At 63.4% G+C, this 24,675-nt stretch carries 21 protein-coding genes and 1 other RNA gene; 6 read left to right on the top strand and 16 right to left on the bottom strand.

The genetic code is table 11. From position 1 onward, the window contains the following. Positions 1-3: 3 nt before the first annotated feature. The 7 genes from mraY to mraZ are packed head-to-tail and all read right to left on the bottom strand — an operon-like array spanning position 4 to position 7,690. Positions 4-1,086: a phospho-N-acetylmuramoyl-pentapeptide-transferase gene (gene mraY / locus AC0NID_RS18190; RefSeq protein WP_126042941.1), complete on the bottom strand. Its 1,083-nt coding sequence runs from the start codon at positions 1,084-1,086 to the stop codon at positions 4-6. 24 nt (positions 1,087-1,110) lie between these two features. Next, entirely contained in the window at positions 1,111-2,544 is a 1,434-nt protein-coding gene (locus tag AC0NID_RS18185; RefSeq protein WP_473455136.1) for a UDP-N-acetylmuramoylalanyl-D-glutamyl-2,6-diaminopimelate--D-alanyl-D-alanine ligase, read from the bottom strand. Beyond that, positions 2,541-3,995, bottom strand: coding sequence for a UDP-N-acetylmuramoyl-L-alanyl-D-glutamate--2,6-diaminopimelate ligase (locus tag AC0NID_RS18180; RefSeq protein ID WP_473455137.1), 1,455 nt, complete (start codon positions 3,993-3,995; stop codon positions 2,541-2,543). Before AC0NID_RS18180 ends, AC0NID_RS18185 begins: the two co-directional genes overlap by 4 nt. Positions 3,996-4,049: 54 nt before the next feature. Next, positions 4,050-5,774, bottom strand: a complete 1,725-nt coding sequence (locus tag AC0NID_RS18175) for a peptidoglycan D,D-transpeptidase FtsI family protein (RefSeq protein WP_473455304.1) — start codon at positions 5,772-5,774, stop codon at positions 4,050-4,052. Between the two features lie 29 nt (positions 5,775-5,803). After that, a complete protein-coding gene (ftsL, locus tag AC0NID_RS18170) occupies positions 5,804-6,199 on the bottom strand; it encodes a cell division protein FtsL (RefSeq protein ID WP_473455138.1) in 396 nt (131 codons plus the stop codon). A 4-nt stretch (positions 6,200-6,203) separates the two neighbouring features. Further along, entirely contained in the window at positions 6,204-7,235 is a 1,032-nt protein-coding gene (gene rsmH, locus AC0NID_RS18165; protein ID WP_473455140.1) for a 16S rRNA (cytosine(1402)-N(4))-methyltransferase RsmH, read from the bottom strand. Continuing rightward, positions 7,232-7,690 (bottom strand): division/cell wall cluster transcriptional repressor MraZ, encoded by a 459-nt coding sequence (mraZ, locus tag AC0NID_RS18160; protein ID WP_473455141.1) that lies wholly within the window; start codon positions 7,688-7,690, stop codon positions 7,232-7,234. The genes rsmH and mraZ overlap by 4 nt, the downstream gene beginning before the upstream one ends. 428 nt (positions 7,691-8,118) lie before the next feature. Here mraZ and AC0NID_RS18155 point away from each other — a divergent pair, with 428 nt between their 5' ends. Continuing rightward, positions 8,119-9,234, top strand: coding sequence for a cystathionine gamma-lyase (locus tag AC0NID_RS18155; protein WP_473455142.1), 1,116 nt, complete (start codon positions 8,119-8,121; stop codon positions 9,232-9,234). On the opposite strand, the gene AC0NID_RS18150 is transcribed toward AC0NID_RS18155, so the two are convergent. The 7 genes from AC0NID_RS18150 to AC0NID_RS18120 form a co-directional block, all read right to left on the bottom strand. Further along, positions 9,224-9,490 (bottom strand): type II toxin-antitoxin system RelE/ParE family toxin, encoded by a 267-nt coding sequence (locus AC0NID_RS18150; RefSeq protein WP_473455143.1) that lies wholly within the window; start codon positions 9,488-9,490, stop codon positions 9,224-9,226. The genes AC0NID_RS18155 and AC0NID_RS18150 overlap by 11 nt on opposite strands. A 42-nt stretch (positions 9,491-9,532) precedes the next feature. After that, positions 9,533-9,808, bottom strand: coding sequence for a type II toxin-antitoxin system ParD family antitoxin (locus AC0NID_RS18145; protein ID WP_473455144.1), 276 nt, complete (start codon positions 9,806-9,808; stop codon positions 9,533-9,535). Between the two features lie 176 nt (positions 9,809-9,984). Then, positions 9,985-10,383: RNase P RNA component class A (rnpB, locus tag AC0NID_RS18140), an RNA gene on the bottom strand. Positions 10,384-10,443: 60 nt separating this feature from the next. Then, entirely contained in the window at positions 10,444-11,175 is a 732-nt protein-coding gene (locus tag AC0NID_RS18135; protein WP_473455145.1) for a lytic transglycosylase domain-containing protein, read from the bottom strand. Between the two features lie 184 nt (positions 11,176-11,359). After that, on the bottom strand, positions 11,360-12,127 hold the full coding sequence (locus AC0NID_RS18130; protein ID WP_473455146.1) for an N-acetylmuramoyl-L-alanine amidase: 768 nt from the start codon (positions 12,125-12,127) through the stop codon (positions 11,360-11,362). After that, positions 12,124-12,843: a J domain-containing protein gene (locus tag AC0NID_RS18125; RefSeq protein WP_145720024.1), complete on the bottom strand. Its 720-nt coding sequence runs from the start codon at positions 12,841-12,843 to the stop codon at positions 12,124-12,126. The genes AC0NID_RS18130 and AC0NID_RS18125 overlap by 4 nt, the downstream gene beginning before the upstream one ends. 295 nt (positions 12,844-13,138) lie before the next feature. Further along, positions 13,139-13,330 (bottom strand): hypothetical protein, encoded by a 192-nt coding sequence (locus AC0NID_RS18120; RefSeq protein ID WP_473455147.1) that lies wholly within the window; start codon positions 13,328-13,330, stop codon positions 13,139-13,141. A 179-nt stretch (positions 13,331-13,509) separates the two neighbouring features. Between AC0NID_RS18120 and AC0NID_RS18115 the strand changes: the two genes are divergently transcribed. The 3 genes from AC0NID_RS18115 to AC0NID_RS18105 are packed head-to-tail and all read left to right on the top strand — an operon-like array spanning position 13,510 to position 19,401. Then, complete coding sequence (locus tag AC0NID_RS18115; protein ID WP_473455148.1) at positions 13,510-17,409, top strand: hydantoinase B/oxoprolinase family protein; 3,900 nt, start codon at positions 13,510-13,512, stop codon at positions 17,407-17,409. Between the two features lie 31 nt (positions 17,410-17,440). After that, positions 17,441-18,739 carry a BtaA family protein gene (locus tag AC0NID_RS18110; protein ID WP_473455149.1) on the top strand — a complete coding sequence of 433 codons (1,299 nt, stop codon included), beginning with the start codon at positions 17,441-17,443 and terminating at the stop codon, positions 18,737-18,739. Beyond that, the gene (locus AC0NID_RS18105) at positions 18,736-19,401 is read left to right on the top strand and encodes an SAM-dependent methyltransferase (protein ID WP_473455150.1); all 666 of its coding nucleotides are present in this window, start codon (positions 18,736-18,738) and stop codon (positions 19,399-19,401) included. Before AC0NID_RS18110 ends, AC0NID_RS18105 begins: the two co-directional genes overlap by 4 nt. A gap of 4 nt (positions 19,402-19,405) precedes the next feature. On the opposite strand, the gene AC0NID_RS18100 is transcribed toward AC0NID_RS18105, so the two are convergent. Further along, positions 19,406-20,785 carry a serine hydrolase domain-containing protein gene (locus AC0NID_RS18100; RefSeq protein ID WP_473455151.1) on the bottom strand — a complete coding sequence of 460 codons (1,380 nt, stop codon included), beginning with the start codon at positions 20,783-20,785 and terminating at the stop codon, positions 19,406-19,408. Positions 20,786-21,118: 333 nt separating this feature from the next. On the opposite strand from AC0NID_RS18100, the gene AC0NID_RS18095 reads away from it, so the two are divergent. After that, positions 21,119-21,916, top strand: coding sequence for a glycoside hydrolase family 25 protein (locus AC0NID_RS18095; RefSeq protein ID WP_473455152.1), 798 nt, complete (start codon positions 21,119-21,121; stop codon positions 21,914-21,916). Positions 21,917-21,996: 80 nt separating this feature from the next. Continuing rightward, on the top strand, positions 21,997-23,181 hold the full coding sequence (locus AC0NID_RS18090; protein WP_473455153.1) for a lytic murein transglycosylase: 1,185 nt from the start codon (positions 21,997-21,999) through the stop codon (positions 23,179-23,181). An 86-nt stretch (positions 23,182-23,267) separates the two neighbouring features. On the opposite strand, the gene AC0NID_RS18085 is transcribed toward AC0NID_RS18090, so the two are convergent. Further along, positions 23,268-24,488: an alanine racemase gene (locus tag AC0NID_RS18085; RefSeq protein WP_473455154.1), complete on the bottom strand. Its 1,221-nt coding sequence runs from the start codon at positions 24,486-24,488 to the stop codon at positions 23,268-23,270. Positions 24,489-24,675 lie beyond the last annotated feature (187 nt).

The raw sequence follows: 24,675 nt of genomic DNA, 5'->3' as shown, positions 1-24,675 counted from the left end.
CTCCTATCTGAGCTTCAGGGTCGACAGGCCGACCAGCGCCAGGATGACGGCGATGATCCAGAAGCGGATCACCACCTGGCTCTCGGTCCAGCCGAGCTTTTCGAAATGATGGTGGATCGGCGCCATCAGGAACACGCGCTTGCCGGTCATCTTGAAGTAGCCGACCTGGATGATGACCGACAGGATCTCGACGACGAACAGGCCGCCGACGATGACAAGCACGATCTCGTGCTTGGTGGCGACCGCGACCGTGCCGATCAGGCCGCCCAGGGCCAGCGATCCGGTATCGCCCATGAAGATTGCCGCTGGCGGGGCGTTGAACCATAGGAAGCCGAGGCCGGCACCGATGACCGCGCCCAGGACCACCGCCAGTTCGCCGGTGCCGGGCACGAAATGGATCTGCAGATATTCAGCGAACACCGCATTGCCGGAGAGATAAGCGATGACGCCGAAGGAGGCCGCCGCGATCATGATCGGCACGATCGCCAGCCCGTCGAGGCCATCTGTCAGGTTCACCGCATTGCCGGCGCCGACGATGACGAAGCAGGAGAACGGGATGAAGAACCAGCCGAGATTGATGAGAAATTCCTTGGCGAAGGGAAAAGTCAGCGACGACGAGAACGGCGCCTGGCCGTTGTGCATGATCACCCAGGCGGCGATGCCGGCGATGACGAATTCAAGCCCCAGCCGCGCCTTGCCGGAAAAGCCGAGATGCGATTGCTTCGTCACCTTGAGATAATCGTCATAGAAGCCGATCGAGCCGAAACCGAGCGTCACCAGCAGCACCACCCAGACATAGATGCTGGACAGGTTCGCCCACAAAAGCGACGAGCCGACGATGCCGCACAGGATCATCAGCCCGCCCATGGTCGGCGTGCCGGCTTTCTTGAAATGCGTCTGCGGCCCGTCGGCCCGGATCGGCTGGCCCTTGCCCTGCCGCAGCCTCAGCGAATTGATGATGGCCGGCCCGAAGATAAAGACGATCAGCGCCGCGGTGATCAGCGCGCCGCCGGTGCGGAAGGTTATGTAGCGGAAGACGTTGAAGACCGAGATCTTGTCCGCGAATTCGACGAGCAGTGTGAACATGCGATGCGGTCCCCGGTCCTGGCTCTAGGTCTGTTTGGCGGTTGTGGCTGCGGCCGGAAATTTGCCGAGCAATGCATCGACCAGCTTGGAAAACCCGATGCCTTTGGACGACTTGATCATCACCACATCGCCAGGCTTCAGCGCCGACAGAAGCACCAGCTTCAGATCCTCTGCACTGGGACGATACTCCGTCTCGATCTCGTCGGGCAGGACATCGGCCAGCGCCCGCATTTCCGGGCCGGCGAGGAAGACCGTGCGCGTGTCGGTGCCGACGATGAGACCGGCAAGTGCCGCATGCAGCTTCGCCGAGTGGTCGCCGAGTTCGAGCATGTCGCCGAGCACGGCGATGCGCCTGCCTTCGCCCGACACCGGCGTCGCGTTGAGCAGGGCCATTGCAGCGCTCATCGACGCCGGATTGGCGTTGTAGCTCTCGTCGATCAGCGTGATCGGACCCTTGGGGTGGCGCAGCACATGGCGCTTGCCGCGTCCGCGCTCGGCCGAAAGATCGGCCAGCGCCGTCGCCACCCTGGCGATGTCGGCGCCGACCAGATGCGCGGCACCCAGCACGGCCAGCACATTCTGCACCATGTGTCGGCCCGGCGCGCCAACCCTGGCGGTGATCTCCTGTCCGCCGATCTTGGCGGTGATGACGGAATGATCGGCATGCAGCGCGCATTCGAGCAGTTTGAAGGTCGCATGGGCGTTCTCGCCAAACCCGTAAATGTGCTCGACGCCGGCGGCTCTCGCCATCTTGTCCAGAAGCTTCCAGCGCGGATCGTCGCGGTTGAGAAGGACGGCACCGTCCGGTTCCAGCCCCTCGAAAATCTCGGCCTTGGCCTTGGCGATTTCGTCCAGGTTGCGGAAGAAGCCGAGATGTGCCGCTGCGATCAGCGTGACAAGGGCGACATGCGGCCGGACCATCTTGACCAGCGGCCGGATCTCGTCCGGATGGTTCATGCCGATCTCGAAGACGGCGTAGTCGCAATCCGCCGGCATCCGCGCCAGCGTCAGCGGCACGCCCCAGTGATTGTTGAAAGACTGGGCCGACGCGTGCACCTTGCCGACCGCCGACAACACATGGCGCAGCGCTTCCTTGGTGGTGGTCTTGCCCGCCGAACCGGTCACCGCGATGATCCTGGCGTTCGAGCGCGCACGGGCCGCCAGCCCTAGCTTTTCCAGTGCGGCGAGCACGTCCTGCACGACGATCATCGGCGCCGTCAGCCGCCCGAGCGACGGCAGCTTGCCCTCGGCGACGACCAGCACGCCGGCGCCGGCCTTGATGGCGGCGGTCGCGAAATCATGGCCGTCCATCGCCTCGCCCTTGATGGCGAAGAAGGCATCGCCCGGTTGCAGGCTGCGGCTGTCGATCGAGATGCCGGAAACGCCCTCCGGCATCGAGCCGAGCGGCCGTCCGCCCATGGCGGCGACGAGATCCTCGGAGGTCCACAGGAAGCTCATGCGGCTTGCTCCTGGAGCGCGGAGCGGACCTCCTCATGGTCGGAAAAGTGCAGCGTCTCGGCGCCGATGGTCTGGCCTTCCTCATGGCCCTTGCCGGCCACGATCAGCGTGTCGCCGGCATGGAGCATGGCGACGGCCTCGTGGATCGCCCTGCGCCGGTCGCCGATCTCGATGGCGCCGGGTGCAGCGGCAAGGATCGCGGCGCGGATCGTTTCGGGCACTTCCGAGCGCGGATTGTCGTCGGTGACGATGACGACATCGGCGAGCCGCGTGGCGATCTCGCCCATGATCGGACGTTTGCCCCGGTCGCGGTCGCCGCCGCAGCCGAACACGACGATGACGCGGCCGGTGGTGAAAGGGCGCACCGAGGTCAGAACGTTTTCCAGCGCGTCCGGCTTATGCGCGTAGTCGACATAGACCGGCGCGCCATTGGATGTCGTGCCGACGAGGTCGAGCCGGCCCGGCGCGCCTTTCAATTTCTCCAACGCCATCAGGGCTTTGGCGGCAGGCGTTCCAGTGGAGATGGCGAGGCCTGCCGAAACCAGGGCATTGGCTATCTGGAAATCGCCGGCCAGCGGCAAGTCGACCTCGTGGAGAACGCCATCGACTTCCACCTCGGCGCGCTGGCGGTGGCGCTCGTGCTCGACCCGCTTCAGCCGCAGGAAGTCGCCATGGCGGCCGACAGTCAGCACGTTCAGCCCCGCCGCCCTCGCCGCCCTGATCGTCGGCTCCGACCACGGATCGTCGGCAAAGATCACGGCCGCCGCGCCCTTCGGCAGCAGCGTGTCGAACAGGCGCAGCTTGGCGCGATGATAGTCCTCGACCGTCGGGTGATAGTCCATGTGGTCGCGGCCGAGATTGGTGAAACCGCCGGCCGCAAGCTTCACGCCGTCGAGCCGGCGCTGGTCGAGGCCGTGGCTGGAGGCCTCCATCGATGCATGGGTGACGCCCGCATCCGCCAGTTCCATCAGCAGCCTGTGCAGATCGACCGGGTCGGGGGTGGTCAGCGAGCCATATTCGTTGCGGCCCGGCGCCACCACGCCGGTCGTGCCGATCGAAGCCGCGGCAAAGCCTGATTGCTCCCAGATCTGCCTGGTAAAGGCCGCAACCGATGTCTTGCCGCTGGTGCCGGTCACCGCGACCATGGTTTGCGGTTGTCTGCCGAAGTATCGGGCGGCACTCAGCGCCAGCCCAAGGCGCGGATCGTCGACGGCGATAACCGGCACCCGCAGTCCGGCGACGGCGCTGCCCTTGCCGGCCACGATCGCTGCTGCGCCGCGTTCGGCGGCATCGGCGGCATAGGCGGCGCCATCCGCCTTGGTGCCGGTGAGCGCAAAGAAGACCACGCCCGGCCTCACCTTGCGGGAATCCGACGAAATCCCGGTAACCTCCACATCGAAGGGAGCTGTTCCCTCGACAGGCAGGATACCGGCTAGATCTTTCAGCTTCATCGAACCCCGTTCATCACAACAAAATAGCGCGCAGTTGCCGGCGCGCCCTAAGAATCACTGATAGGAAACCAGCGTTGCGCCATTTTCATGGCTGAAATCTGGCTTTACGCCAAGCATGGAAGCTGAACGTCGGATGATGTTCGCTGCCATGACGCCTGCATTCGAGGCGGCCGTCGCACCCATGCCGGGTTTTTCCGGCTTCGGTTCGTCGGCGATCGTAAGCACGACATATTGCGGGTCGTCCATCGGGAAAGCCGCGACGAAGGCGTTGAAATTCTTGTCCTTTGAGTAGCGGCCGTTGACAACTTTCTCGGCCGTTCCCGTCTTGCCGCCGACGCGATAGCCCGGAACCCTGGCGTTTCTGCCTGACCCTTTCTCGGCATTCAGGGCGTAGAGATAGCGCATGCTCTCGACGGTCTTGTCGCTGACCACTTTCTTGGCCACCGCCATTGCCTGCTCCTGCGCGCGCTTCAGGAATGTCGGCTGGATCAGATAGCCGCCGTTCAGCAGCGCGGCGCAGCCGACCGCCGTCTGCAGCGGCGTCGTCGACACACCGTGACCGAAGGCGATGGTGATCGAATGGACTTGTTTCCAGACTTTGGGCTCGGTCGGGCGGGCGACCTCGGGCAGTTCCGTCTGCATCCTCTCGAGGATCCCCAGCCGATGCAGGAATTCGCGATGCCCCTGGATGCCGACCGCTTCGGCTTCCTTGGCCGAACCGATGTTAGACGAGTAGATGAACACTTCCGGCACCGACAGCACCCGGGCTTTGCCGTGAAAATCATGGATGGTCTGACGGCCGATCCTGATCGGGCGCGAAGCGTCGAAACGGCTTTCCAGCGTCACCTTCCCGGAATCGAGCGCCATGGCGGTGGTGAAGCTCTTCAAGGTCGAACCCATTTCATAGAGGCCGGCCGACATGCGGTTCAAGCGGTCCTTGTCCTGCGCATTGTAGGGATTGTTCGGATCGAAATCCGGAACCGAGGCCATCGCCATCACTTCGCCGGTCTTGATGTTGAGAACGACGGCGCCCGCCGCGATCGCGTGGTATTTCTCCATGCCGGTGGCAACCTCGTCACGCACGATATGCTGGACGCGCAGGTCGATCGAAAGCCGAACCGGCTTCAGATCCTTGGCAACCGCAAGGCCCGACGCCTGAAGGTCGCTCAGCCCCTGTTCGTCGATGTATTTCTCCATCCCGGAGATGCCCTGGTTGTCGACGTTGGTGAGGCCGACAATGTAGGACGAGGTTTCGCCGGCAGGGTAGAAACGGCGCTTTTCGGTGCGGAAGCCGAAGCCGGGAATGCCGAGCTGCATGATGTCAGATTGTTGTTTAGGCGTCAGTTGCCGCTGCAGCCAGACGAAGCCGGCGCCGCTCTTCAGCTTGTGGTAGGTCTGCTCGTAGTCAATTTCGGGAAGCACCATCGACAGTTTTTCGATCGCCTCGTCTGCGTCGACGATGCGGCGCGGTTCGGCAAACAGCGACGCCGTTTTGATGTCCGTGGCCAGCACTTCGCCGTTGCGGTCGACGATGTCGGGCCGTGACGCCGTCACCCGGCTCTGCGGGCCGCCGGACAGGTCGGGATTCTGGAAACCCAGATAGACCAGCCGCCCGGTGATGGTCGAGTAGATGCCGAAGAAAACCGCCATCGTCATCACGATGCGGGTCCTGCCCTTGCCGCCGGTCGCCTTGCGGGCGCCTTCGACCACAATCGATCCGCCTTCCGACTTGGCGCGGCGCTTCAGCAGCCTGGCGATCGATGGAAGCCTGGAGATCATTGGAAGCTTGGCGATCGATGGAAGTTTGGTCATTGGACAATGCCTCCGGTCACCACGGGGTCCTTGCCGTCCAAGGATCCCTCGCCAGAACTGTCGGCCATGCCGCCCAGCCGCTGGGACGAAAGGTCCTCGATGGTGAGAGGTTTTGCCGGCAGATCGTCCAGACCGATGATCTGGCGAGCGTTGACCGGCTCGAGCGCGAGCTGCGATTTGTAGATCTCAGCCAGCTTTTGCAGGCGCGACGGCTGGGTAAGCAGGCTCCAGTCCGCCTTCAGGAGGTCGATCGTGTCCTCCTCGTAGCGGATCTGTGCCTGGAGCTTGTGCACCGCCGCCAATTGTTCCTCGGCCTCGCGCTTGGTCTTGTAGGTCAGGGCCGCAGCCGAGACCATGACGGCGATAAGGACTATGTCGCTGGTACGAAACACGTGCTCACCTCTCTCCCGGCCTGTCGGCACCGGGAAGTTTTGGGTCAGGAAGTTTTGGAAGCCCGAAAATCGAAAAGTCGCCGGCACGCGCCGACGCGTCGGTGCGCACAGCAGTGCGCAGCCTTGCCGAGCGCGCGCGCGGATTGGCTGATATCTCGGCCTCATCGGGGGTCACGCCGCCGCCTGCTTTCTTGAAGGTGGCGGTGCGCGCCTGGACCTCGGGCAGGTGCCGCGATCCGGTCGCCGCATCGGCGCGATCGGCGATGAAGCGTTTGACGATGCGGTCTTCCAGCGAGTGGAAGGTCACCACGGCCAGCCGTCCGCCCGGTTTCAGCACGCGTTCAGCCGCAAACAGCGCTTTGGCCAGTTCGCCGAGTTCGTCATTGACGAAAATGCGCAGCGCCTGGAAAACGCGGGTCGCCGGATGGATCTTGTCCTTGGGCGCGCGGCCGATATGCGTCTCGATGGCGTCGGCAAGGTCGAGCGTGCGCTCGAACGGACGTTTTTCGCGACGGCTTTCGATCATGCGGGCGATGCGGCCGGCATGGCGCTCTTCGCCAAGAAACCCGAAGATGCGGGCAAGGTCTCCCACCTTGAAGCTGTTGACGACATCGGCGGCGCTCAGGCCTGTTTGCGCCATGCGCATGTCGAGCGGCCCATCGGCGCGGAACGAAAAGCCGCGCTCCGCCTCGTCGATCTGCATGGAGGACACGCCGATGTCGAGCACCACGCCGTCAGCGCTTTCGACATGCTCGTCCAATGTCGAGAACGGCGCCTGAACAAGGCTGAGTTTGCTGCCCGCCTGTTGTTCGAGGACACGCCCCACAGCGATCGCATCCGGATCGCGGTCGATGGCGACGACCGAGGCGCCGCTTGCCAGGATGGCTTTGGTATAGCCACCGGCGCCGAAGGTGCCGTCGACGATCACCTCGCCGGATTTGGGCGAAAGCGCCTCCAGCACTTCGGCAAGGAGGACCGGAATGTGACGGGCCGGTCCGCCAACGGCGTGAGGGTCATCGCCGTAGCCCGCCATCATTCCGGTCGCTCCCCAGGCTTCGTCCCCTGCCGAAGCTTTAAAAGCCGGGCGCGTGCTTCCGCCCCGTAGGCGGTGAGCCGTCCAGGTTCCCAGATCTGAAAGAAATTGCCGCGGCCGACAAAAGCCACTTCCGCGGCAATGCCCGTATGCTCGCGGATGAAATCGGTCATCGTGATGCGGCCGTCCTGATCGAGCTTCAGGAAGGCTCCGTCGCCGTGGCAGAAGAACGACATGTCGTCCGCCGTCTGCAGGAAAGGATCTTCCTGCGCGATGCGCTGCTCGTAGCGGTCGAGCAGGTCGAGCCCGCCGACATCCATCGCCGGACGATCCAGGCAGCGCAGCCCATAGAGTTCCGAATAGCCGCGTTTCTGCACAACCGCACGGAAATGCGCCGGAACGGACACCCGCCCCTTCGCATCGACCTTGTTCACCGCGTTTGACAGAAACCGGTCCATTACGCGTTACGGCCGCTTGCGCCGCCGCACCCCTCTGCATCTTCCCGTCCGCGCCGCCGCAGCGCGGTCCCTGCCCAAAACTCGCTTCCCTCCGAGGGGCGAAAACAGGCAAACGCGCAGCCGCCGCGGCTGCCCGATTGGCGTACGCTTCACCCTGACGCGGAACGAAGGCTTGAATATTGATATGGGATATCATGGGGCACTATGGGCGTCAACGGGAACAAGCTTCACAAACGCGCGCGCCACCACCCGTGAGAACAACTTTGACGGCACTCCCGTCTTTATCCTCCATTAAGCCTAACGAAGCGTTTAGCGTCGTTTGGCCCAACCGGAGCGGCTTGCCGCGGAACGCCGCCACGCATAGCGTCGGCCCGCCCTTTCCCGGTCGGCCAGATTCTTTTCTCGGTTAGAAACAAGGTTTGAAATCCATGCCCGAAACAGCCAGATCGCGCGCCGCGGCACTTCCTCATCTGCGTCGCGGCAGGCTTGCCAAGGGCGACCCAATCCCTTTGCCCCTGACCATGGCCGCCATTTTCCATGCACCCGGCGACGCCACCGGCTTCGACCAATACGGCCGCTTCAGCAATCCGACCTGGGACGCGGTCGAGCACATGCTGGCGCATCTGGAAGGCGCGCCATGCGTCGCTTTCCCCTCGGGAATGGCTGCGATCTCGGCGGTTTTTTTCGGGCTGCTCAAAGCCGGCGACCGTATCCTGCTGCCGTCGGACGGCTATCACACCACACGGGCGCTGGCAGATCGCTTCCTGAAACCGTTCGGCGTCGCCTACGACGTCCGGTCGACGTCGACCTTCCTCGATGGCGGCTTCGATGGATATCGACTGGCCTTCGTCGAGACGCCCGCCAACCCGGGATTGGATCTCTGCGACATCGCCGCTGTCGCCGAAGCCGTGCACAGAGCGGGAGCAATCCTTGCGGTCGACAACACGACGATGACGCCCTTCGGCCAGCGCCCGCTCGATCTCGGCGCCGACATCGTTGTTGCCGCCGATACCAAGGCACCCAACGGTCATTCCGACGTGCTGTTCGGCCATGTCGCCAGCCGGAATCCGGACATCATCGCCGCCGTATCCGGCTGGCGTGAGACCTCAGGCTCAATTCCTGGCCCGTTCGAGGCATGGCTGGTGCATCGCGGCCTCGAAACGCTGGAGGTTCGTTTCGACCGGATGTGCGCTTCCGCCGAAGTGATAGCGCGCCGGCTGAAGGATCATCAGGCGGTCAGCGGCTTGCGCTTTCCGGGTCTGGAAAGCGACCCTTCGCACAATCTCGCCCGCGCCCAGATGGAGCGCTTCGGCTTTCTGATCTCCTTCGAGCTCGCCTCTGAGGACAAGGCCGAGGACTTCATCAACAATTGTGCGCTCATGCAGGCGGCGACGTCGTTCGGAGGCGTGCACACCGCCGCCGAACGGCGGGCGAAAAGAGGAGACGCGGTTCCGCCAGGCTTCGTCCGCCTGTCGGTCGGCTGCGAGCCGGTGGAAGAGCTTTGGCAAGCGATCGAGGCGTCGCTAGACGGCGTCAGCGGCTGAACGACCCGATCACGAACTCAGATCGTCTGCTTCGATATTGCGTCGGCCATGCAGCAGGCGCAGAATTTCGATCGCATCTTCGCCGACACGGTAAAAGGTAAGGATATTCGCCGACCACCAGATGGCGGATGCCTGGCGCAATGTCTTTGCGCGGCGCGCCCGAGAAGGGATAAGTCGCCAGTTGCTGCCAGCGGGCTTCGATCCGATCGAGCAGCCGGTCCGCGGCAGCCTCGTCGTCTCGCGCGATCGCGATCAAGTCCTCTTCTGCATTTGCAGTTCGGGATGTTGGGCAGCAAATTCATGCCGCGTTATCGGATTTCAATCGTCTACGCGCTTCAGCCTTGATTTCGTCGATCGACGCGAATCGTCCCGGCCCGCTTTCTATCCCTTCCTGCACCAGCTTGCGCAACTCCTCGACCGTATAGCCGTGCAAATCGCGCCGGTCTTTCCATTGCCTGAGCGCGTCGCGGATCACCTCACTCGCCGAAGCGTACTCGCCGGCGGCAACCACGTCGTCGACCGCCACCGCCAGTTCGGGCGAAAGCGTGATGCTGCGTTTGTCGACCTGGCCCATGATGCGCTCCTGACACTCTCCACCCACGGATGGTAAATCGCACCAATTTCAAGAATGTAGCCATGCCTCGCTGCTTCCGGCAAAGCTGATTCAGTTTCTGAACCGCCTGACTCAGCAGGCGCGCCCGAAGGCGCAACCTGCTGATATCAGGGAATTTGCCTGTAGAATCCGGAGAAATTGCCAGCTGGCCTGTAAGCCGGGTTCTGTATGGCCCTCGCCCCTTGCGGGGCGAGAACGTGGCGGCCATTCATCTTGGGCGCATGTTGCCATGCGCCTCACGCAACCTACCCGGACGGTGGGCCGGAAACAGCCCCCGAGGGTTTCCCCTCGCACCGTCCCTATTCGGTCTTGCTCCCGGTGGGGTTTACCGTGCCGCTCCTGTTGCCAGTCGCGCGGTGGGCTCTTACCCCACCCTTTCACCCTTACCACGGTAAAACCGTGGCGGTCTGCTTTCTGTGGCACTTTCCCTAGGGTCGCCCCCGCCGGCCATTAACCGGCACCGTGTCTCCATGGAGCCCGGACTTTCCTCACCCGCAGCCTTTCGGCTTCGCGGGTGCGGCCGCCCGGCCAGCTGGCAAGGCGTATAAAGGGGCTCACGTCCGAAAACGCAAACAAAAAAAGCAAGTTCCGGCTTATCAGGCCGGCGCTCCAAGCGCGGCCAGTTGCACCTTGACCTTGCCGCAATAGGCCGCGGACACCGGGTTCATGCGCTTGGCGCCATGGCCGGCATTGTATTTGAGGATCGTGCCGCAGGTCGTGCCGCCGCCGAGATCCCGCGCCATGGCGAGGTATTTCATGCCGTATTTGATGTTGGTATCCGGATCGTAGAGACCCTTGATCGAACCGCTGTACCCCATCATCCGTGCCGTCGACGGCTTGATCTGCATCAGGCCGATCTCGCCGGCGCTGCCCACCTGGTTCGGCTGGAAGTTGCTCTCGATCTTGATGACGGCCTTGGCGAGCGAGACCGGCACGCCATAGCTGGCGGCATGACGCTCGATGATCTTCGAGAACTGACCGCTGCCGCCGGCAGCCGCCGTCGACACCGCCTTGCCTTTCCGGCCGATCGACGCCGTAGTCGTCCGGTCGATGCGTTTTCTGTTGCGCTTCACATGCCGCTTGGAGACCGCGTTTTTTGCGGAGGCCGGCTTTTTCACCACCCTAGCTTTTTCCGTCTTTGCGGAGGCAGTTCTTTTTACCTTTTTTTCCTTTGCGCCTTGGGCGGCTTTCGGCGCGGCGGTTTTATCGGATGCGGCGATGAAACCTTGGTCTGCTCGCTGGCTCAGTGGCGCGCCATTCGCGGTACCGATGGCAAAAGTCATTACGCCGGCAGCAACAGCTGCCGTTAAAACGGTCAATTTCTGCATGTGATCCTGTTCTGTTGGACCGCGTGAAGAGTTTCACGCAGCTACGCTAATTCAACATCGGAACATCTGGGGGGCTGTAGATCCGACAACTTGCACGGATCGCCTTTGACGGTCGAATTGGCGGCAAAGAAGGCGAAGCAAATCACTTTGAGTAACGAATTGTAACTCAACGACCAGAAAAAGACTAGCTGGACGGAACTGCCCTCGCGGAAGCAAGCAGCCTTTCCAGCGTGCGGATTGTCGACCCGTCGGCCACGCCATCGACCAAACGCTGCCGGAAATGCCGCTGGAAAGCTTCAACGACAATTTCGGTCTGCCGGTCGAAAGCGCCTGATATCTCCACGCCATAACCGTAGAGCGCCAGCATCGACTGCAACGCCTCGACCTCGGCATTCGCGTCGCCGGCCTTCAGCACGGCGCCGCGCCTGATGGGTGCCGCTTCGACGAAATGACCGATACCGGCCTCGAACAGAGCCTTCCAGGGGAATTTCTCGCCCGGGTCGACCTTGCGTCCCGGTGCCACGTCGGAATGGGCGAGCACCCGTTGGGCTGGAATGGAATGCCGCTGGACGATCCCCTTGCACAGGCCGATCACCGCGTCGATCTGCCGTTTGGGAAAATTCCGATAGCCCAGCAAATGTCCCGGATTGACGATCTCGATGCCGACCGAACAGGAGTTGATGTCGGCGCGCCCGAACCAGGAACCCTTGCCGGCATGCCAGGCACGGTCGCTTTCCCTGACCATCTGGACGATGCGGCCGTCCTCATGGACGAGATAGTGCGAAGAGACCTCGCTGGCTGGATCGCACAGCCGGGCTTCGGCGCCGCCGCCGGTCGTCATGCCGGTGTAGTGCAGCACGATCATGTCGGGCATTGCCGTCTCGCGCCGTGGGCCGAAATTCGGCGATACCCTTACCTCGGCGTTCGGCTCGTCGGGCAGGAAGCCGCTCATGCGTGCCGCAGGCCTCGTTCGATCATCTCATAGGCCGCGTTGATCGCCGCTATTCTGCTCGTTGCGATCTTGATGAATTCCTGCGGCAGGCCGCGCGCGATCAGCCGGTCGGGATGGTTGTCCGAAACCAGCTTGCGATAGCGCTTTCGGACCTCCTCGAACGGCTTTCCCCGTTCGATGCCGAGCACGACGTAGGGATCGGCCGCACCCAGATCGACGTGCCGCGCCAGAATGCTCTGGTAATGCGCCTCCTCGATCCGGAAGATCTCGGCGATGCGATGCAGGAACTGGCCTTCCCGCTCATGGACCAGCCCGTCGGCCTTGGCGATGTGGAACAGCCCGTCGAGGATATCCTCCAGCATCACGCAGTTCGAATGGCCGGAGCCGCAAAGCTGCGCCATCCGCTCGGCATAGGTCTCGAAGCCGGCAATGTCGCGCTTGGCCAGATCGTAGAGCCGCGCCACGTTACGCGTCTGCTCCTTCGGCACTTCGAATATTTCCTGGAAGGCGCGCACCTCGTCCTGCGTGACGATGCCGTCCGCCTTGGCCATCTTGGCCGACAGCGCAATCATCGCCACCGAGAAAGCGACGCGCCGGCGCAGATCCGCATCGCCGGAGAAAACCGTCCGCACGGCCTCGACGACGTCGGCGACACCCGACGAGGTTGAGGACGAAACGCGTGTGATGAAGTCGCCGAGGCGATCCCAAATGGACATAAGCACCTAATAGGGCCAACCGCCTACCGCTATCAAGCGAAGACAGTGCCGCAGGGCCGGCCCAATCGATTTCGCGGACCCTGACCGATCGTTGCCCTCATAACGGCGAGGTTCGGCCTGCTCGGGGAACTGGCGCGGAAAATGCCGGGCTGAGATGATCCTCGGCGAAAAATGATGCGCGCGGCCATGCGTTCGCTTTTGCGGTGACCCGGGTCACCGCTTTCGACTGCAAGTCGCGTGTCCAAATCCGTCAGGGGGCCGGCGTCATGCCGGCCTCCTGCTCGTTAAATCAGAACTACTGCGCGGGCGCCGGCTGTGCCGGAGCCGGCTCGGCCGGCTGCGTAGTCTCAGGCTGCATCGGCTGTTCGTTCGCCGGCGGATTGGTGCTCTGCGTGGTCGTACCGTCCCCACCCGTGCCGCTGTCGCTGCATGCCGCGACGCCAAGCAGGGCAAGCGCCGAAACCGACGCAAGAATGAGTTTCTTCATGATATCTCTCCTCTGATCACGCCCCCGCTACCGGTGGCGATCCAGAACAGAATGCATAAAGGTGCCCATGAGTTTCATAACGTTGCATTTCCATATGTAACATCCTCCTCCTTGGCTGTTGCCGGCCAAGCCATGGCGAATTAACACATTGAATCAATAAAATGCCTGGAGCAGCTGCCGTGACCACCAAATGGGACTTCTGGATCGACCGCGGCGGCACCTTCACCGATGTCATCGGCCGTGACCCGAAAGGCGGGCTGCATCCGCGCAAGCTGCTGTCCGAAAACCCTGAAGCCTATGCCGACGCCGCCATCCAGGGCATTCGCGAGTTGCTCGGGTTAGGATCCGGCGCTCCGATACCATCCAGCCTGATCGGCGACATCAAGATGGGCACCACCGTTGCCACCAACGCGCTTCTGGAGCGTAAGGGCGACCGTGTGCTGCTGCTCATCACCAGGGGATTTCGCGATGCGCTGAGGATCGCCTATCAGGCGCGGCCCGACATCTTCGCCAAGGAGATCGTTCTTCCCGAACAGCTCTACGAGCGCGTCATTGAGGTAGACGAGCGCGTGCGCGCCGACGGCCGCGTGGAACGGCTGCTCGACATCGCCGCCGTTCGCCCGGCCATCGAGCAGGCCAGGGCCGGCGGCATCGATGCCGTGGCGGTCGTCTTCATGCATGCCTGGAAATATCCCGACCACGAAAAGGCGGTTGCGAAAGTCTGCAGAAAGCTGGGCTTTTCACAGGTCTCGGTCAGTCACGAGGTCTCGCCGCTCGTCAAGCTGGTCGGCCGCGGCGACACCACCGTGGTCGACGCCTATCTGTCGCCGATCCTGTCGAGGTATGTGCAGAGGGTGGCGGGAGAGCTGGGCGCGGCGCCAATCTCCCCCCTTGTGGGGGAAATGTCGGCAAAGCCGACAGAGGGGGGCGCTGTCCCGCCAACGTCTCATTCTGTCACGCCCCCCTCTGCCCTGCCGGGCATCTCCCCCACAAGGGGGGATATCGGCCAATCGCCTCGCCTCATGTTCATGATGTCGTCGGGTGGTCTCACCGCTGCCGACATGTTCCAGGGCAAGGACGCGCTGTTGTCCGGTCCGGCCGGCGGCGTCGTAGGCATGGTCGAGACGGCGAAACTCGCCGGATTCGGCAAGGTCATCGGCTTCGACATGGGCGGCACATCCACCGACGTCGCCCACTATGACGGCGACTATGAACGCGCCTTCGACACCGAGGTTGCCGGCGTGCGCATCCGTGCGCCGATGATGCGCATCCACACCGTCGCCGCCGGCGGCGGCTCGATCCTGCATTACGAGGCCGGCCGCTTCCGCGCCGGGCCGGATTCGGCCGGCGCCAATCCCGGCCCGGCCGCGTACCGGCGCGGCGGCCCGCTGACCGTCACCGACGCCAATGTCATGCTGGGCAAGCTGCAGCCCGACTTCTTCCCTGCCATTTTTGGACCTGGCCAGAACGAACCGCTCGACGTGCAGACCGTGCGCGAGAAATTCACGGCGCTCGCCGCCGAAATCGGCGACGGCCGCACGCCGGAGGCGGTCGCCGAAGGGTTCGTCACCATCGCCGTCGAAAACATGGCCAACGCCATCAAGAAGATCTCGGTGCAGCGCGGCTACGACGTCACCGAATATCTCTTGAACTGTTTTGGTGGCGCCGGCGGCCAGCATGCCTGCCTCGTTGCCGACGCACTCGGCATGGAAGCGGTGCTGATCCATCCCTTCTCGGGCCTGTTGTCAGCTTATGGCATTGGCCTGTCCTCGATTTTCTCGTCGCGCCAGCAGGCGCTGCTGAAACCGCTGGCGCAAGACTCCAGGCCGGCAATCGACGAGCTCATCGCGACGTTGCGAAAAGCGGTCATCGACGAGCTCGCAGCACAAGGCATTGCCGAGGACGCCGTCGCCTCGAAACCGCTGCTGCAGGTCCGCTACGACGGCACCGACACCGCACTGCCGGTGAATTTCGAGCACGGCTCGATCGAACGGGCCAAGGGCGATTTCGAAACGGCGCACAAGGCGCAGTTCGGTTTCGTCTATGACGACAAGCCGATGATCGTGGAATCGGTCGGCGTCGAAGGCATCGACACCGGCGGCGCCGGCCGCGAGGAAAGTGATTCAGTCCTTGAGGACATGGCCGCAAACCCTTCGGAGAGCCGGCAAATCTTCACCGACGGCACCTGGCTCGACGCCGGTATCTTCCGCCGCGAGGCGCTCAAACCGGGGCATAAGGTTGCCGGCCCTGCCCTGATCATCGAGCCGAACCAGACTATCGTCGTCGAGCCGGGCTGGCAGGCCGGGATCACCGCCAGGAACCATGTGCTCCTGCGCCGCATCCAGAAAAAGCGCCGGCAGGCCGCACTCGGCACCGGTCTCTCCGGGAAGATGGGGGCCGATCCGGTGATGCTGGAGGTGTTCAACAATTTGTTCATGTCGATCGCCGAGCAGATGGGCGTGACGCTGCAGAACACCGCCTATTCGGTCAACATCAAGGAACGGCTGGATTTCTCCTGCGCCGTCTTCGACCGGCATGGCGCGCTGGTCGCCAACGCGCCGCACATGCCGGTGCATCTCGGCTCCATGGACCGTTCGGTCGAGACCATCATCCGGCTGAACTCGGGCGATATCCACCCCGGCGACGTCTTTGCCCTCAACGCGCCCTATAATGGCGGCACGCATCTGCCTGACATCACGGTCGTCACGCCGGTTTTCGAGGAAGCGCGCCCAATCTCCCCCCTTGTGGGGGAGATGTCGGCGAAGCCGACAGAGGGGGGCGCTGTCCCGCCCACGTCTCATTCTGTCACGCCCCCCTCTGCCCTGCCGGGCATCTCCCCCACAAGGGGGGATATCGGCCAATCGCCGAAGATCCTCTTCTACGTCGCCTCGCGCGGTCATCATGCCGACATCGGCGGCACGGCGCCCGGCTCGATGACGCCGCTCGCCACCACCGTCGACGAGGAGGGCGTGCTGTTCGACAATTTCCGCATTGTCGATCGCGGCAGGTTCCGCGAGGAGGAGCTGGAAACGCTGCTCACCGACCATCGCTATCCCGCGCGCAATCCGCACCAGAACATCGCCGACCTCAAGGCGCAGATTGCCGCCAACGAAAAGGGCGTCGCCGAGCTTCGCAAGATGGTCGCGCATTTCGGCCTTGGCGTGGTCGAGGCCTATATGGGCCATGTCCAGGACAATGCGGCCGAGAGCGTGCGCCGGGTGCTGGAGCGGCTGCCCGACAGGTCGGTATACGAGTATCCAACCGACACCGGCCAGGTGATCAAGGTGAAGATATCGGTCGACCGGCAGAAGCGCGAGGCGACCGTCGACTTCACCGGCACGTCGCCGGTGATGAGGAACAATTTCAACGCACCGGAGCCCGTGGCCCGCGCAGCCGTACTCTATGCCTTCCGCGTCATGGTCGAGGACATGATCCCGATGAACGCCGGGTGTCTCCGGCCCATCAACATCATCATCCCGGATGGCTGCATGCTGAAGCCGGCCTATCCGGCGGCGGTCGTCGCCGGCAATGTCGAGACCTCCCAGCACGTCACCAACGCGCTGTTCGGCGCCATGGGCGCTATGGCCAACGCGCAAGGCACGATGAACAACCTTACCTTCGGCAACAAGCAGTACCAGTATTACGAGACGATCTGCTCGGGATCGCCGGCAGGCCGGATGAACTCCGGCCGCGGCTTTGCCGGCACCTCGGGTGTCCACACCCATATGACCAATTCGCGCCTCACCGACCCGGAAGTGCTGGAACTGCGTTTTCCCGTCCTGCTCGAGGATTTCCACATCCGAGAGGGCTCCGGCGGCAAAGGCAGATGGAGTGCCGGCGACGGCACCAAGCGCACCATCCGCTTCCTCGAAAAGATGGAGTGCGCCATCCTGTCCTCGCATCGCAACCGCCCGCCGCAAGGCCTGGACGGTGGCGGCGACGGCGAGGTCGGATCGACCAAGGTCCGCCGCAGGGACGGCCGCGTCGAAGTCCTGAAGGCGTGCGACCAGACGGTGCTCGACCCCGGCGAGGCCGTCATCCTCACGACACCGACGCCGGGTGGCTTTGGCAAACCCTGAGCTGGCGTCAACAGGCTGTCACCGGCTTGTCATGACCTTGCGATACCCGCTTGCGCCAAAGCAAACGGGGAATCGCCTTGTCATGACGGATCTTTCCGGAGAACTGGTTTTTCGCCGCGGCAAGGAAGTTGGCAAGGCCGTCTATCAGAATCGCCCCCTTTCAAAGGCTGGTCTCTCCGAACGGCTCTTCGCCTTTCTGTTTTCCGGCCTCGTCTATCCGCAGATCTGGGAAGATCCCGACGTCGACATCGAGGCGATGCAGCTTGGCCAGGGCCATCGCGTCGTAACCATCGCCTCGGGCGGCTGCAACATCCTCGCCTATCTCACCCGGTCGCCGGAAAGGATCGACGCCGTCGATCTCAACGCGGCCCACATCGCGCTCAATCGGATGAAGCTGGAGGCGGTGCGCCATCTGCCGTCCCAGGGCGACCTGTTCCGTTTCTTCGGCGCTGCCGAGACCCGTCACAATTCGCAAGCCTACGACCGCTTCATCGCGCCGCATCTCGACCCGGTCAGCCGCCACTACTGGGAACGTCGCAACTGGCGCCGTCGTCGCCGCATCACCGTCTTCGACCGCAATTTCTACCAGACCGGCCTGCTCGGCCTGTTCATCGCCACGGGCCATCGCACCGCCAAATTCTTCGGTGTCGATCCCGCCGGCATCATGAACGCCAAAAGCCTTGCCGACCAGCGCCGCTTCTTCAACGAGGAATTGGCGCCGATCTTTGAAAAACCGTTGCTGAAATGGGCCACCTCGCGAAAGGCCTCGCTGTTCGGGCTCGGCATTCCGCCGGCACAGTACGATTCGCTGATCACCTCGGGCGACGGCATCATGGCCAGCGTGCTGAAAGCCCGGCTCGAAAAGCTCGCCTGCGATTTTCCATTGAAAAACAACTATTTCGCCTGGCAGGCTTTTGCTCGCCGCTACCCCAATCCCGGCGAGGCGGCTCTGCCTGCCTATCTCGAAAAACGCAATTACAGGACGATCCGCGATAACGTCGACCGCGTCGCCATCCACCATGCCAATCTGATCGAATTCCTTGCCGGCAAGGATGCCGGTTCGGTTGACCGCTTCGTCCTGCTCGATGCGCAGGACTGGATGACCGACGACCAGCTCAATGCGCTGTGGGCCGAGATCACCCGTACCGCCTCCACCGACGCCCGTGTCATTTTCCGCACGGCGGCCGAACCCAGCCTGTTGCCCGGCCGGGTCTCGAATTCGCTGCTCGACCAGTGGAGCTATGCGGACGAGGCCTCGCGCGAATTCTCGGCCCGCGACCGTTCGGCCATTTACGGCAGCTTCCACCTTTATGTGAAGCAGGCCGCATGAGCGCCACCGAACTCCCGGCCGGGCATGCCGAGCTGATGGACGGGGTCTACCGCTGGCAGCGCCATATCTACGACTTGACCCGCAAATATTACCTGCTCGGCCGCGACCGGCTGATCTCAGGGCTGGATGTGCCCGCCGGCGGCACCGTGCTGGAACTTGGCTGCGGCACCGGCCGCAACATCGTGCTTGCCGCCCGCCGCTACCCCGACGCCCGCTTCTTCGGACTCGATATCTCGGCGGAGATGCTGGAGACGGCCAACGCTGCCATGGCCCGTGAAGGACTATCCGGCCGCGCTATGCTGGCGTGCGGCGACGCCACCGATTTCGACGCAAAAGCGGTATTCTCTGTCGAAAATTTCGACCGCATTTTTGTCTCGTACTCGCTGTCGATGATCCCCGGCTGGGAGAAGGCTGTATCCGCGGCACTTGCAGCCCTGTCACCCGGCGGCTCGCTGCACGTCGTCGATTTCGGCCAGCAGGAGGCCCTGCCCCGTTGGTGCCGCACACTGCTGCGCGGCTGGCTGAGAAAATTCCACGTCGAGCCGCGCGAGGCTCTCCGCGACGTCCTGGAATCGGAATCCGAGCGGATCGGCGCAAGCCTTCGATTCAGAACGCTTTATCGCGGCTATACGTGGCTGGCTGTGATCGGATCGCGTAGATAGCTTTCTATTTCAGCGCCTTCGCCAGCGCCATTACCATCGTCTGCGGCCGGTAGCCGAGCTTGGCAGGCGTGAGCCCAAGCCTTACCACCACCAGCTTCTCTGAGGGAATGATGGCGACCGTCTGCCCGTCATGCCCCTCCATCCAGTACGTGTCCTGAGGCAGACCCGCGGTCGTGCCGGCGCCGGGGCTCTCCTCGTCGCCCGGCCCCTCGATCCACAATTGGCCGCGGCCGTAGACTTTCGAGGCGGGTGTGGCTTCCCGCATCCAGCCGACAAAGCCGGCAGGCAAGATCTCCTGGCCGTTCCAGGCACCGTCCTGCAGCAGGAACTGGCCGAAGCGCGCCCAGTCGCGGGCCGTGGCGTAGAGATAGGACGAGCCGACGAAGGTGCCGTGCTCGTCGGCCTCCAGCACCGCGCTTTGCATGCCGAGCGGATCGAACAGTGCAACCCTTGGCCACGCCAGCGCCTCGTCCTTGTCGCTGATCGCGTCCTGCCAGAGCCTGGACAGCATCACCGCCGTGCCGCTCGAATAGGAAAACATTTTGCCCACCCTGCCGGTCAGCGGCTTGGATTCGGCAAAGCCCGCCATATCGGGCTCGAGGTAAAGCATCCGCGTCACGTCGGCGACGTCGCCATAATCCTCGTTGAACTCCAGCCCGCTCGACATCGCCATCATGTCGGCGAGACTGATGGCGGCGCGGCCGTCCGTTTTCCAGGATCCGAACAGCCTCTGGTTCGTCATCGCCATCTTGCCGTCCTTCACCACCGTGCCGACGACCGCGGCGTTCACCGTCTTGGTCATCGACCAGCCGAGCAGCGGCGTCCTCTCCGTAAAGCCGCTGCCATAGCGCTCGGCGATGATGCGGCCGTTCTTGACCACCACCACCGCGCGCATGCCGGTGCCGGTGAGCGCCGGATCGTCGAGGATTTTCGCGATTTCGGGATGCTGCGAGGCATCGACCTTGTCGCCGTCCGGCCAGAGCGCGTCGAGCCGCGGTGCCGGCGTCAGCGCGGGCCCTGTGATTGCTTTGGCCGTGGCGATGTCGCCATCCGGAACCGACGTGCAGCCGAGCCCGTCGCGAACGATCGCGACGCTCTTGCCGAACACGCCGAACAGCCCCGCCGAAACCGTGCCCTGCTCCTTGTCGACGGAGATCCTCATCAGCCTGAGCAGCGGGTGGCCCGGCGCCTGCACGTCGACGGCGAGCACTTCATCGGCATCGCGTCCGGCGATAAAGACATTCGAGCAGACGATCTTGGCCGAATAGCCGGAGCCGACACGGATCAGTTCCGGCGGCGCGATGTAAAGCCACGCGGCGAGTGCTGACAGCGCCAGCATGGCCAGCCCGAGCAGCCATTTCACGAGCCTCAGAGCAATCCGCATTTTTCCGACTCCCCGGGAGCTGATTTATGTCATCGATTTGCCGCCATTGCTTCGGCAAAATCGCGGCTTCTGTCGAGCGCCGTGAACGGAATATCAACCATGATCGGCGATCACTGATGCATGTCGCCCAAAAGCATGCCGCTGGCCCGAACCAGGGGTGTGCAGCGGTTTTGGGATAACGACATGCATAAGAACAAAATTTAGAGCGCGTCGACGCGACGCGCTTTAAGATTAGGAGCGGTCCTGTGGGGCGATCGCTTGGGGGGTACGGTCGAGGGGCCACCTGCAGCAACAACCCATCAGCGGCCGGCTGAAACCGGTTCAGGAGGTGCGATGCGCCGTTTCGCGGCTTTCATCATGCTGACGCTGCTGGGCGCCTGCTCGACCGTCGACGATCTGGCGCCGTCGCTGCCTTCATCTGGCGCTCAGACCGTTGCAGTGCGCGCGCCCCGTTTCGACGACTCCGACCCGCATGAATGGGACAGCGGCGCGCCGTGGAGCTATGCCGTTCACGGCACCGACGTCTCCAAATACCAGACATCGGTCGATTGGCCGGCGGCCAGGGCCAGCGGCATTTCCTTCGTTTTCATCAAGGCGACGGAAGGCGGCGACCGCTTCGACGAGTATTTCAACGAGCACTGGAGTCGCACGAAATCCGCCGGAATTCCCCGCGCGGCCTATCATTTCTACTATTTTTGCACGCCAGCCGCCACGCAGGCGCGCTGGTTCATCAGCAACGTGCCCAAAGACCGTTCGGCGATGCCGCCGGTTCTCGACATGGAATGGAACCCGCAATCGCCGACCTGCAAGCTGCGGCCCGATGCGGCCACGGTTCGCAGCGAGATGAGCACATTCCTCGAAATCGTCGAAAAACACTATGGCAAGAAACCGATCATCTACACCTCGATCGACTTCTTCGACGACAACGGCCTTTCGGCCTTCCGCGGCTACCCCTATTGGCTGCGTTCGGTGGCCGGCCATCCGCGCGAGAAATACGGCAGTCACCCCTTCACTTTCTGGCAGTACACCGGAACCGGCGTTGTGCCTGGCATGAAGGGCAACGCCGACATCAATGTCTTCAACGGCTCGGAAGCCGCATGGAACAAGTGGCTGCGGCAGAACACCCGTTGACACCGGGCCTGCGGCCTGCTTTTCGACACAGCCAATGAAGGACGCCTGCAACCGCTGGCGATCTTCTTGGAAGGATGGCGATGCGATTGCGCTTGGAAATTCTCGCGGCGGTGCTTCTGGCCGCCACGGCGGCGCCAGCGGCGTCACAGCAATGCGGCGGCGATTTCGAAGCATGGAAGCAGGGCGTGGTGGCTGAGGCCAGGAACGCCGGCGTCGGCACTGCCGGCCTCGAAGCGCTGGAAGACGCCACCGCCGACGAGAAGGTGCTGGCGCGCGACCGCGCCCAGGGCGTCTTTACCCAGACCTTCATCGAGTTCTCGAACCGCATGATCTCGGCCTATCGGCTGAAGCAGGGCGCCACCAATCTGAAGAAATATGCCGACGTATTTGCCCGCGCCGACCAACAATTCGGCGTCCAGCCGCCGATCATCGCAGCCTTCTGGGCGCTGGAAACCGATTTCGGCGCCGTGCAAGGCGATTTCCACACGTTGAGCGCACTGGTCACACTCTCGCATGACTGCCGCCGCCCGCAGCTTTTTCGCCCGCAGATCGTGCCGCTGCTGACGCTGATCGACCGCGGCGTGGTGCCGACCGACGTCACCGGCGCATGGGCGGGGGAAATCGGCCAGACGCAGATGCTGCCGTCCGACTATCTCGGCCGCGGCGTCGACGGCGACGGCGACGGCCTGGTCGACCTGCGCGGCAGCGCGCCGGACGTGATCATGACCACGGCCAACAAGATCATGTCGCGCGGCTGGAAACGCGACCAGCCCTGGATCGAGGAAGTCCGCGTGCCCGACGACATGCCGTGGGACCAGACCGGCCGCACCAACAAGCTGCCGCTGACACAGTGGGCTCAGTGGGGCGTCACCAACCCGAACGGCACGCCTCTTGTCGACAACGGCCTGAAGGCAGGTCTCGCGTTGCCCATGGGGCGCAAGGGGCCGGCCTTCCTCGTCTACGACAATTTCGACGTCTATCTCGAATGGAACCAATCCTTCACCTATGCGCTGACCGCGGCAAATCTCGCCGCGCGGCTGGCTGGCGCGCCGCAGTTCGATCCGCGCAATCCCGAGCCCGGCCTCAACGGCGACCAGATGAAGGCGCTGCAGACGAAGCTCGAGGCCAAAGGCTATGACGTGGGATCGGTCGACGGCATCCTGGGCACCAACACCCGCGAGGCGGTCCGCAAGGAGCAGATGCGGCTAGGCCTGCCGGTCGACGGCTGGCCGACGCCGGACTTGTTGGCGAAATTAAGTGAGTAGGGCAGTAAGGCAGTAGGGCAGTAGGGCAGTAGGAAAGCAGAGACTGTAAACCCCTTACTGTGTTACGGTGTTACTGTGTTACTCTCCTACCCAGCCATCGTCTCCAGGCTGGCGAATCCTTCCGGCGCGTCGCCCTCATCGAACGGCGTCGTCACCTCGACGAACGTGTCGGGGTAGAAGCCGTTGAAGCGCGTCCTCAGCGACAGCGAATAGGCGCCGATGTGACCGATCTCGATCCAGTCGCCGGTGTCGACCGTTTCCGGCAGCCAGAACGGCCGCGACAGGATGTCAACGGAATCGCAGGTCGCTCCGCACACCTTGAACGGCACGATGGTCTTCTCCTCGCCATTGCGCGAGCGGATCGCCGGGTCTGGAATGAACCGCGCCGGCAGCGTGATCTTGCCGGTCCACGAATCCGACAGCGACGCCCAGATGCCGTCATTGATGTAGAGCCGCTTGCCCTTGCGCAGCAGCACACGCACGATCAGCGACAGGCAGCGCGCCACGATCACCCTGCCCGGCTCCGCCACCAGCGGCATCTGGTCGAACTGGTATTCCTTCAGATCACCCGACAGCCGCGACATGATTTGGCCGAGCGACGGCATCTCGACCTGCTTGCGGTTGGGATCATGGCCGTATTCGGCGGGAAAACCCCCGCCGACATCAAGTCCGGCAATGTCGAAACTGACGCGGTTGCGCACCCAGTCGGCCGAGGCCAGCGCCCGCTCATAGGTGTCGGGATCCTCGATCTGGCTGCCGACATGGAAGCACAGGCCGACCTTGTAACCCGTCCGGTTCAGCCGCTCGGCCAGCTCGACCGCATTGGCCGGCCCGGCGCCGAATTTCTTTGACAATTCGTAGGCCGCCGATCCTTTCGTCTGGATGCGCACGAACACCGTGATCGCACCTGGATCGATATCGAGCGCCCGCACCACGCGGGTCAGCTTGGTGATCTCGTCCTCATGGTCGAGCGAGATGACGCGGATGCCATATTTCTCCAGCGCCAGCTTGATGTCCGACTGCGCCTTGACCGGATGCATGTAGAGCATCTCGGCGTCGGGCGAGACCGCGCGCACGGCGGCGAACTCGCCGGGCGAGGCCACGTCGAAAGCATTGACGCCGGCCTCGACCAGCGCCTTCAGCACGATCTGCTCGCCGTTGGTCTTGACCGCGTAGGCGGTCTTGCCGGGAAACATGCCCATGAACTGCCTGGCGTCGGCCTTCAGCACCTGCGGGCGAAAGCAGTAGACCGGATCGTCCGGACGAAGCGCCAGCGCCGCTTCGCGGGCATTTTCGAATCGCTGCATGGATGAAATCCTCAAACTGAGCCCGCGCACAATTAATCCAACCTATGCGTGAATGAAAACAATTCTGTGTCTCGCCTCCCTGGCGCCGCGGCGCTACGCCAGACGAGGGGCTCGACGACAGGAATGCTAGCCCACCGATCTGGTTTCGGGTGGCCCTTGCCCTGGAACAGGATATGGCCTGAACAAA

It is taken from the genome of Mesorhizobium sp. WSM4821, from assembly GCF_055901555.1.
This window is presented reverse-complemented; position numbering and strand designations above follow the sequence as displayed.

What these genes read in the sequence shown, in the direction of transcription:
- rsmH (WP_473455140.1), bottom strand. Translation starts at nt 7,235, where the DNA reads ATGATGGCGGGCTACGGCGATGACCCTCACGCCGTTGGCGGACCGGCC.
- AC0NID_RS18105 (WP_473455150.1), top strand. Translation starts at nt 18,736, where the DNA reads ATGAGCGCCACCGAACTCCCGGCCGGGCATGCCGAGCTGATGGACGGG.
- AC0NID_RS18130 (WP_473455146.1), bottom strand. Translation starts at nt 12,127, where the DNA reads ATGAGCGGCTTCCTGCCCGACGAGCCGAACGCCGAGGTAAGGGTATCG.
- AC0NID_RS18180 (WP_473455137.1), bottom strand. Translation starts at nt 3,995, where the DNA reads ATGAAGCTGAAAGATCTAGCCGGTATCCTGCCTGTCGAGGGAACAGCT.
- AC0NID_RS18100 (WP_473455151.1), bottom strand. Translation starts at nt 20,785, where the DNA reads ATGCGGATTGCTCTGAGGCTCGTGAAATGGCTGCTCGGGCTGGCCATG.
- AC0NID_RS18090 (WP_473455153.1), top strand. Translation starts at nt 21,997, where the DNA reads ATGCGATTGCGCTTGGAAATTCTCGCGGCGGTGCTTCTGGCCGCCACG.
- AC0NID_RS18120 (WP_473455147.1), bottom strand. Translation starts at nt 13,330, where the DNA reads ATGAAGAAACTCATTCTTGCGTCGGTTTCGGCGCTTGCCCTGCTTGGC.
- mraZ (WP_473455141.1), bottom strand. Translation starts at nt 7,690, where the DNA reads ATGGACCGGTTTCTGTCAAACGCGGTGAACAAGGTCGATGCGAAGGGG.
- AC0NID_RS18145 (WP_473455144.1), bottom strand. Translation starts at nt 9,808, where the DNA reads ATGGGCCAGGTCGACAAACGCAGCATCACGCTTTCGCCCGAACTGGCG.
- AC0NID_RS18185 (WP_473455136.1), bottom strand. Translation starts at nt 2,544, where the DNA reads ATGAGCTTCCTGTGGACCTCCGAGGATCTCGTCGCCGCCATGGGCGGA.
- AC0NID_RS18125 (WP_145720024.1), bottom strand. Translation starts at nt 12,843, where the DNA reads ATGTCCATTTGGGATCGCCTCGGCGACTTCATCACACGCGTTTCGTCC.
- mraY (WP_126042941.1), bottom strand. Translation starts at nt 1,086, where the DNA reads ATGTTCACACTGCTCGTCGAATTCGCGGACAAGATCTCGGTCTTCAAC.
- AC0NID_RS18085 (WP_473455154.1), bottom strand. Translation starts at nt 24,488, where the DNA reads ATGCAGCGATTCGAAAATGCCCGCGAAGCGGCGCTGGCGCTTCGTCCG.
- AC0NID_RS18175 (WP_473455304.1), bottom strand. Translation starts at nt 5,774, where the DNA reads ATGATCTCCAGGCTTCCATCGATCGCCAGGCTGCTGAAGCGCCGCGCC.
- AC0NID_RS18095 (WP_473455152.1), top strand. Translation starts at nt 21,119, where the DNA reads ATGCGCCGTTTCGCGGCTTTCATCATGCTGACGCTGCTGGGCGCCTGC.
- AC0NID_RS18110 (WP_473455149.1), top strand. Translation starts at nt 17,441, where the DNA reads ATGACCTTGCGATACCCGCTTGCGCCAAAGCAAACGGGGAATCGCCTT.
- AC0NID_RS18135 (WP_473455145.1), bottom strand. Translation starts at nt 11,175, where the DNA reads ATGCAGAAATTGACCGTTTTAACGGCAGCTGTTGCTGCCGGCGTAATG.
- AC0NID_RS18155 (WP_473455142.1), top strand. Translation starts at nt 8,119, where the DNA reads ATGCCCGAAACAGCCAGATCGCGCGCCGCGGCACTTCCTCATCTGCGT.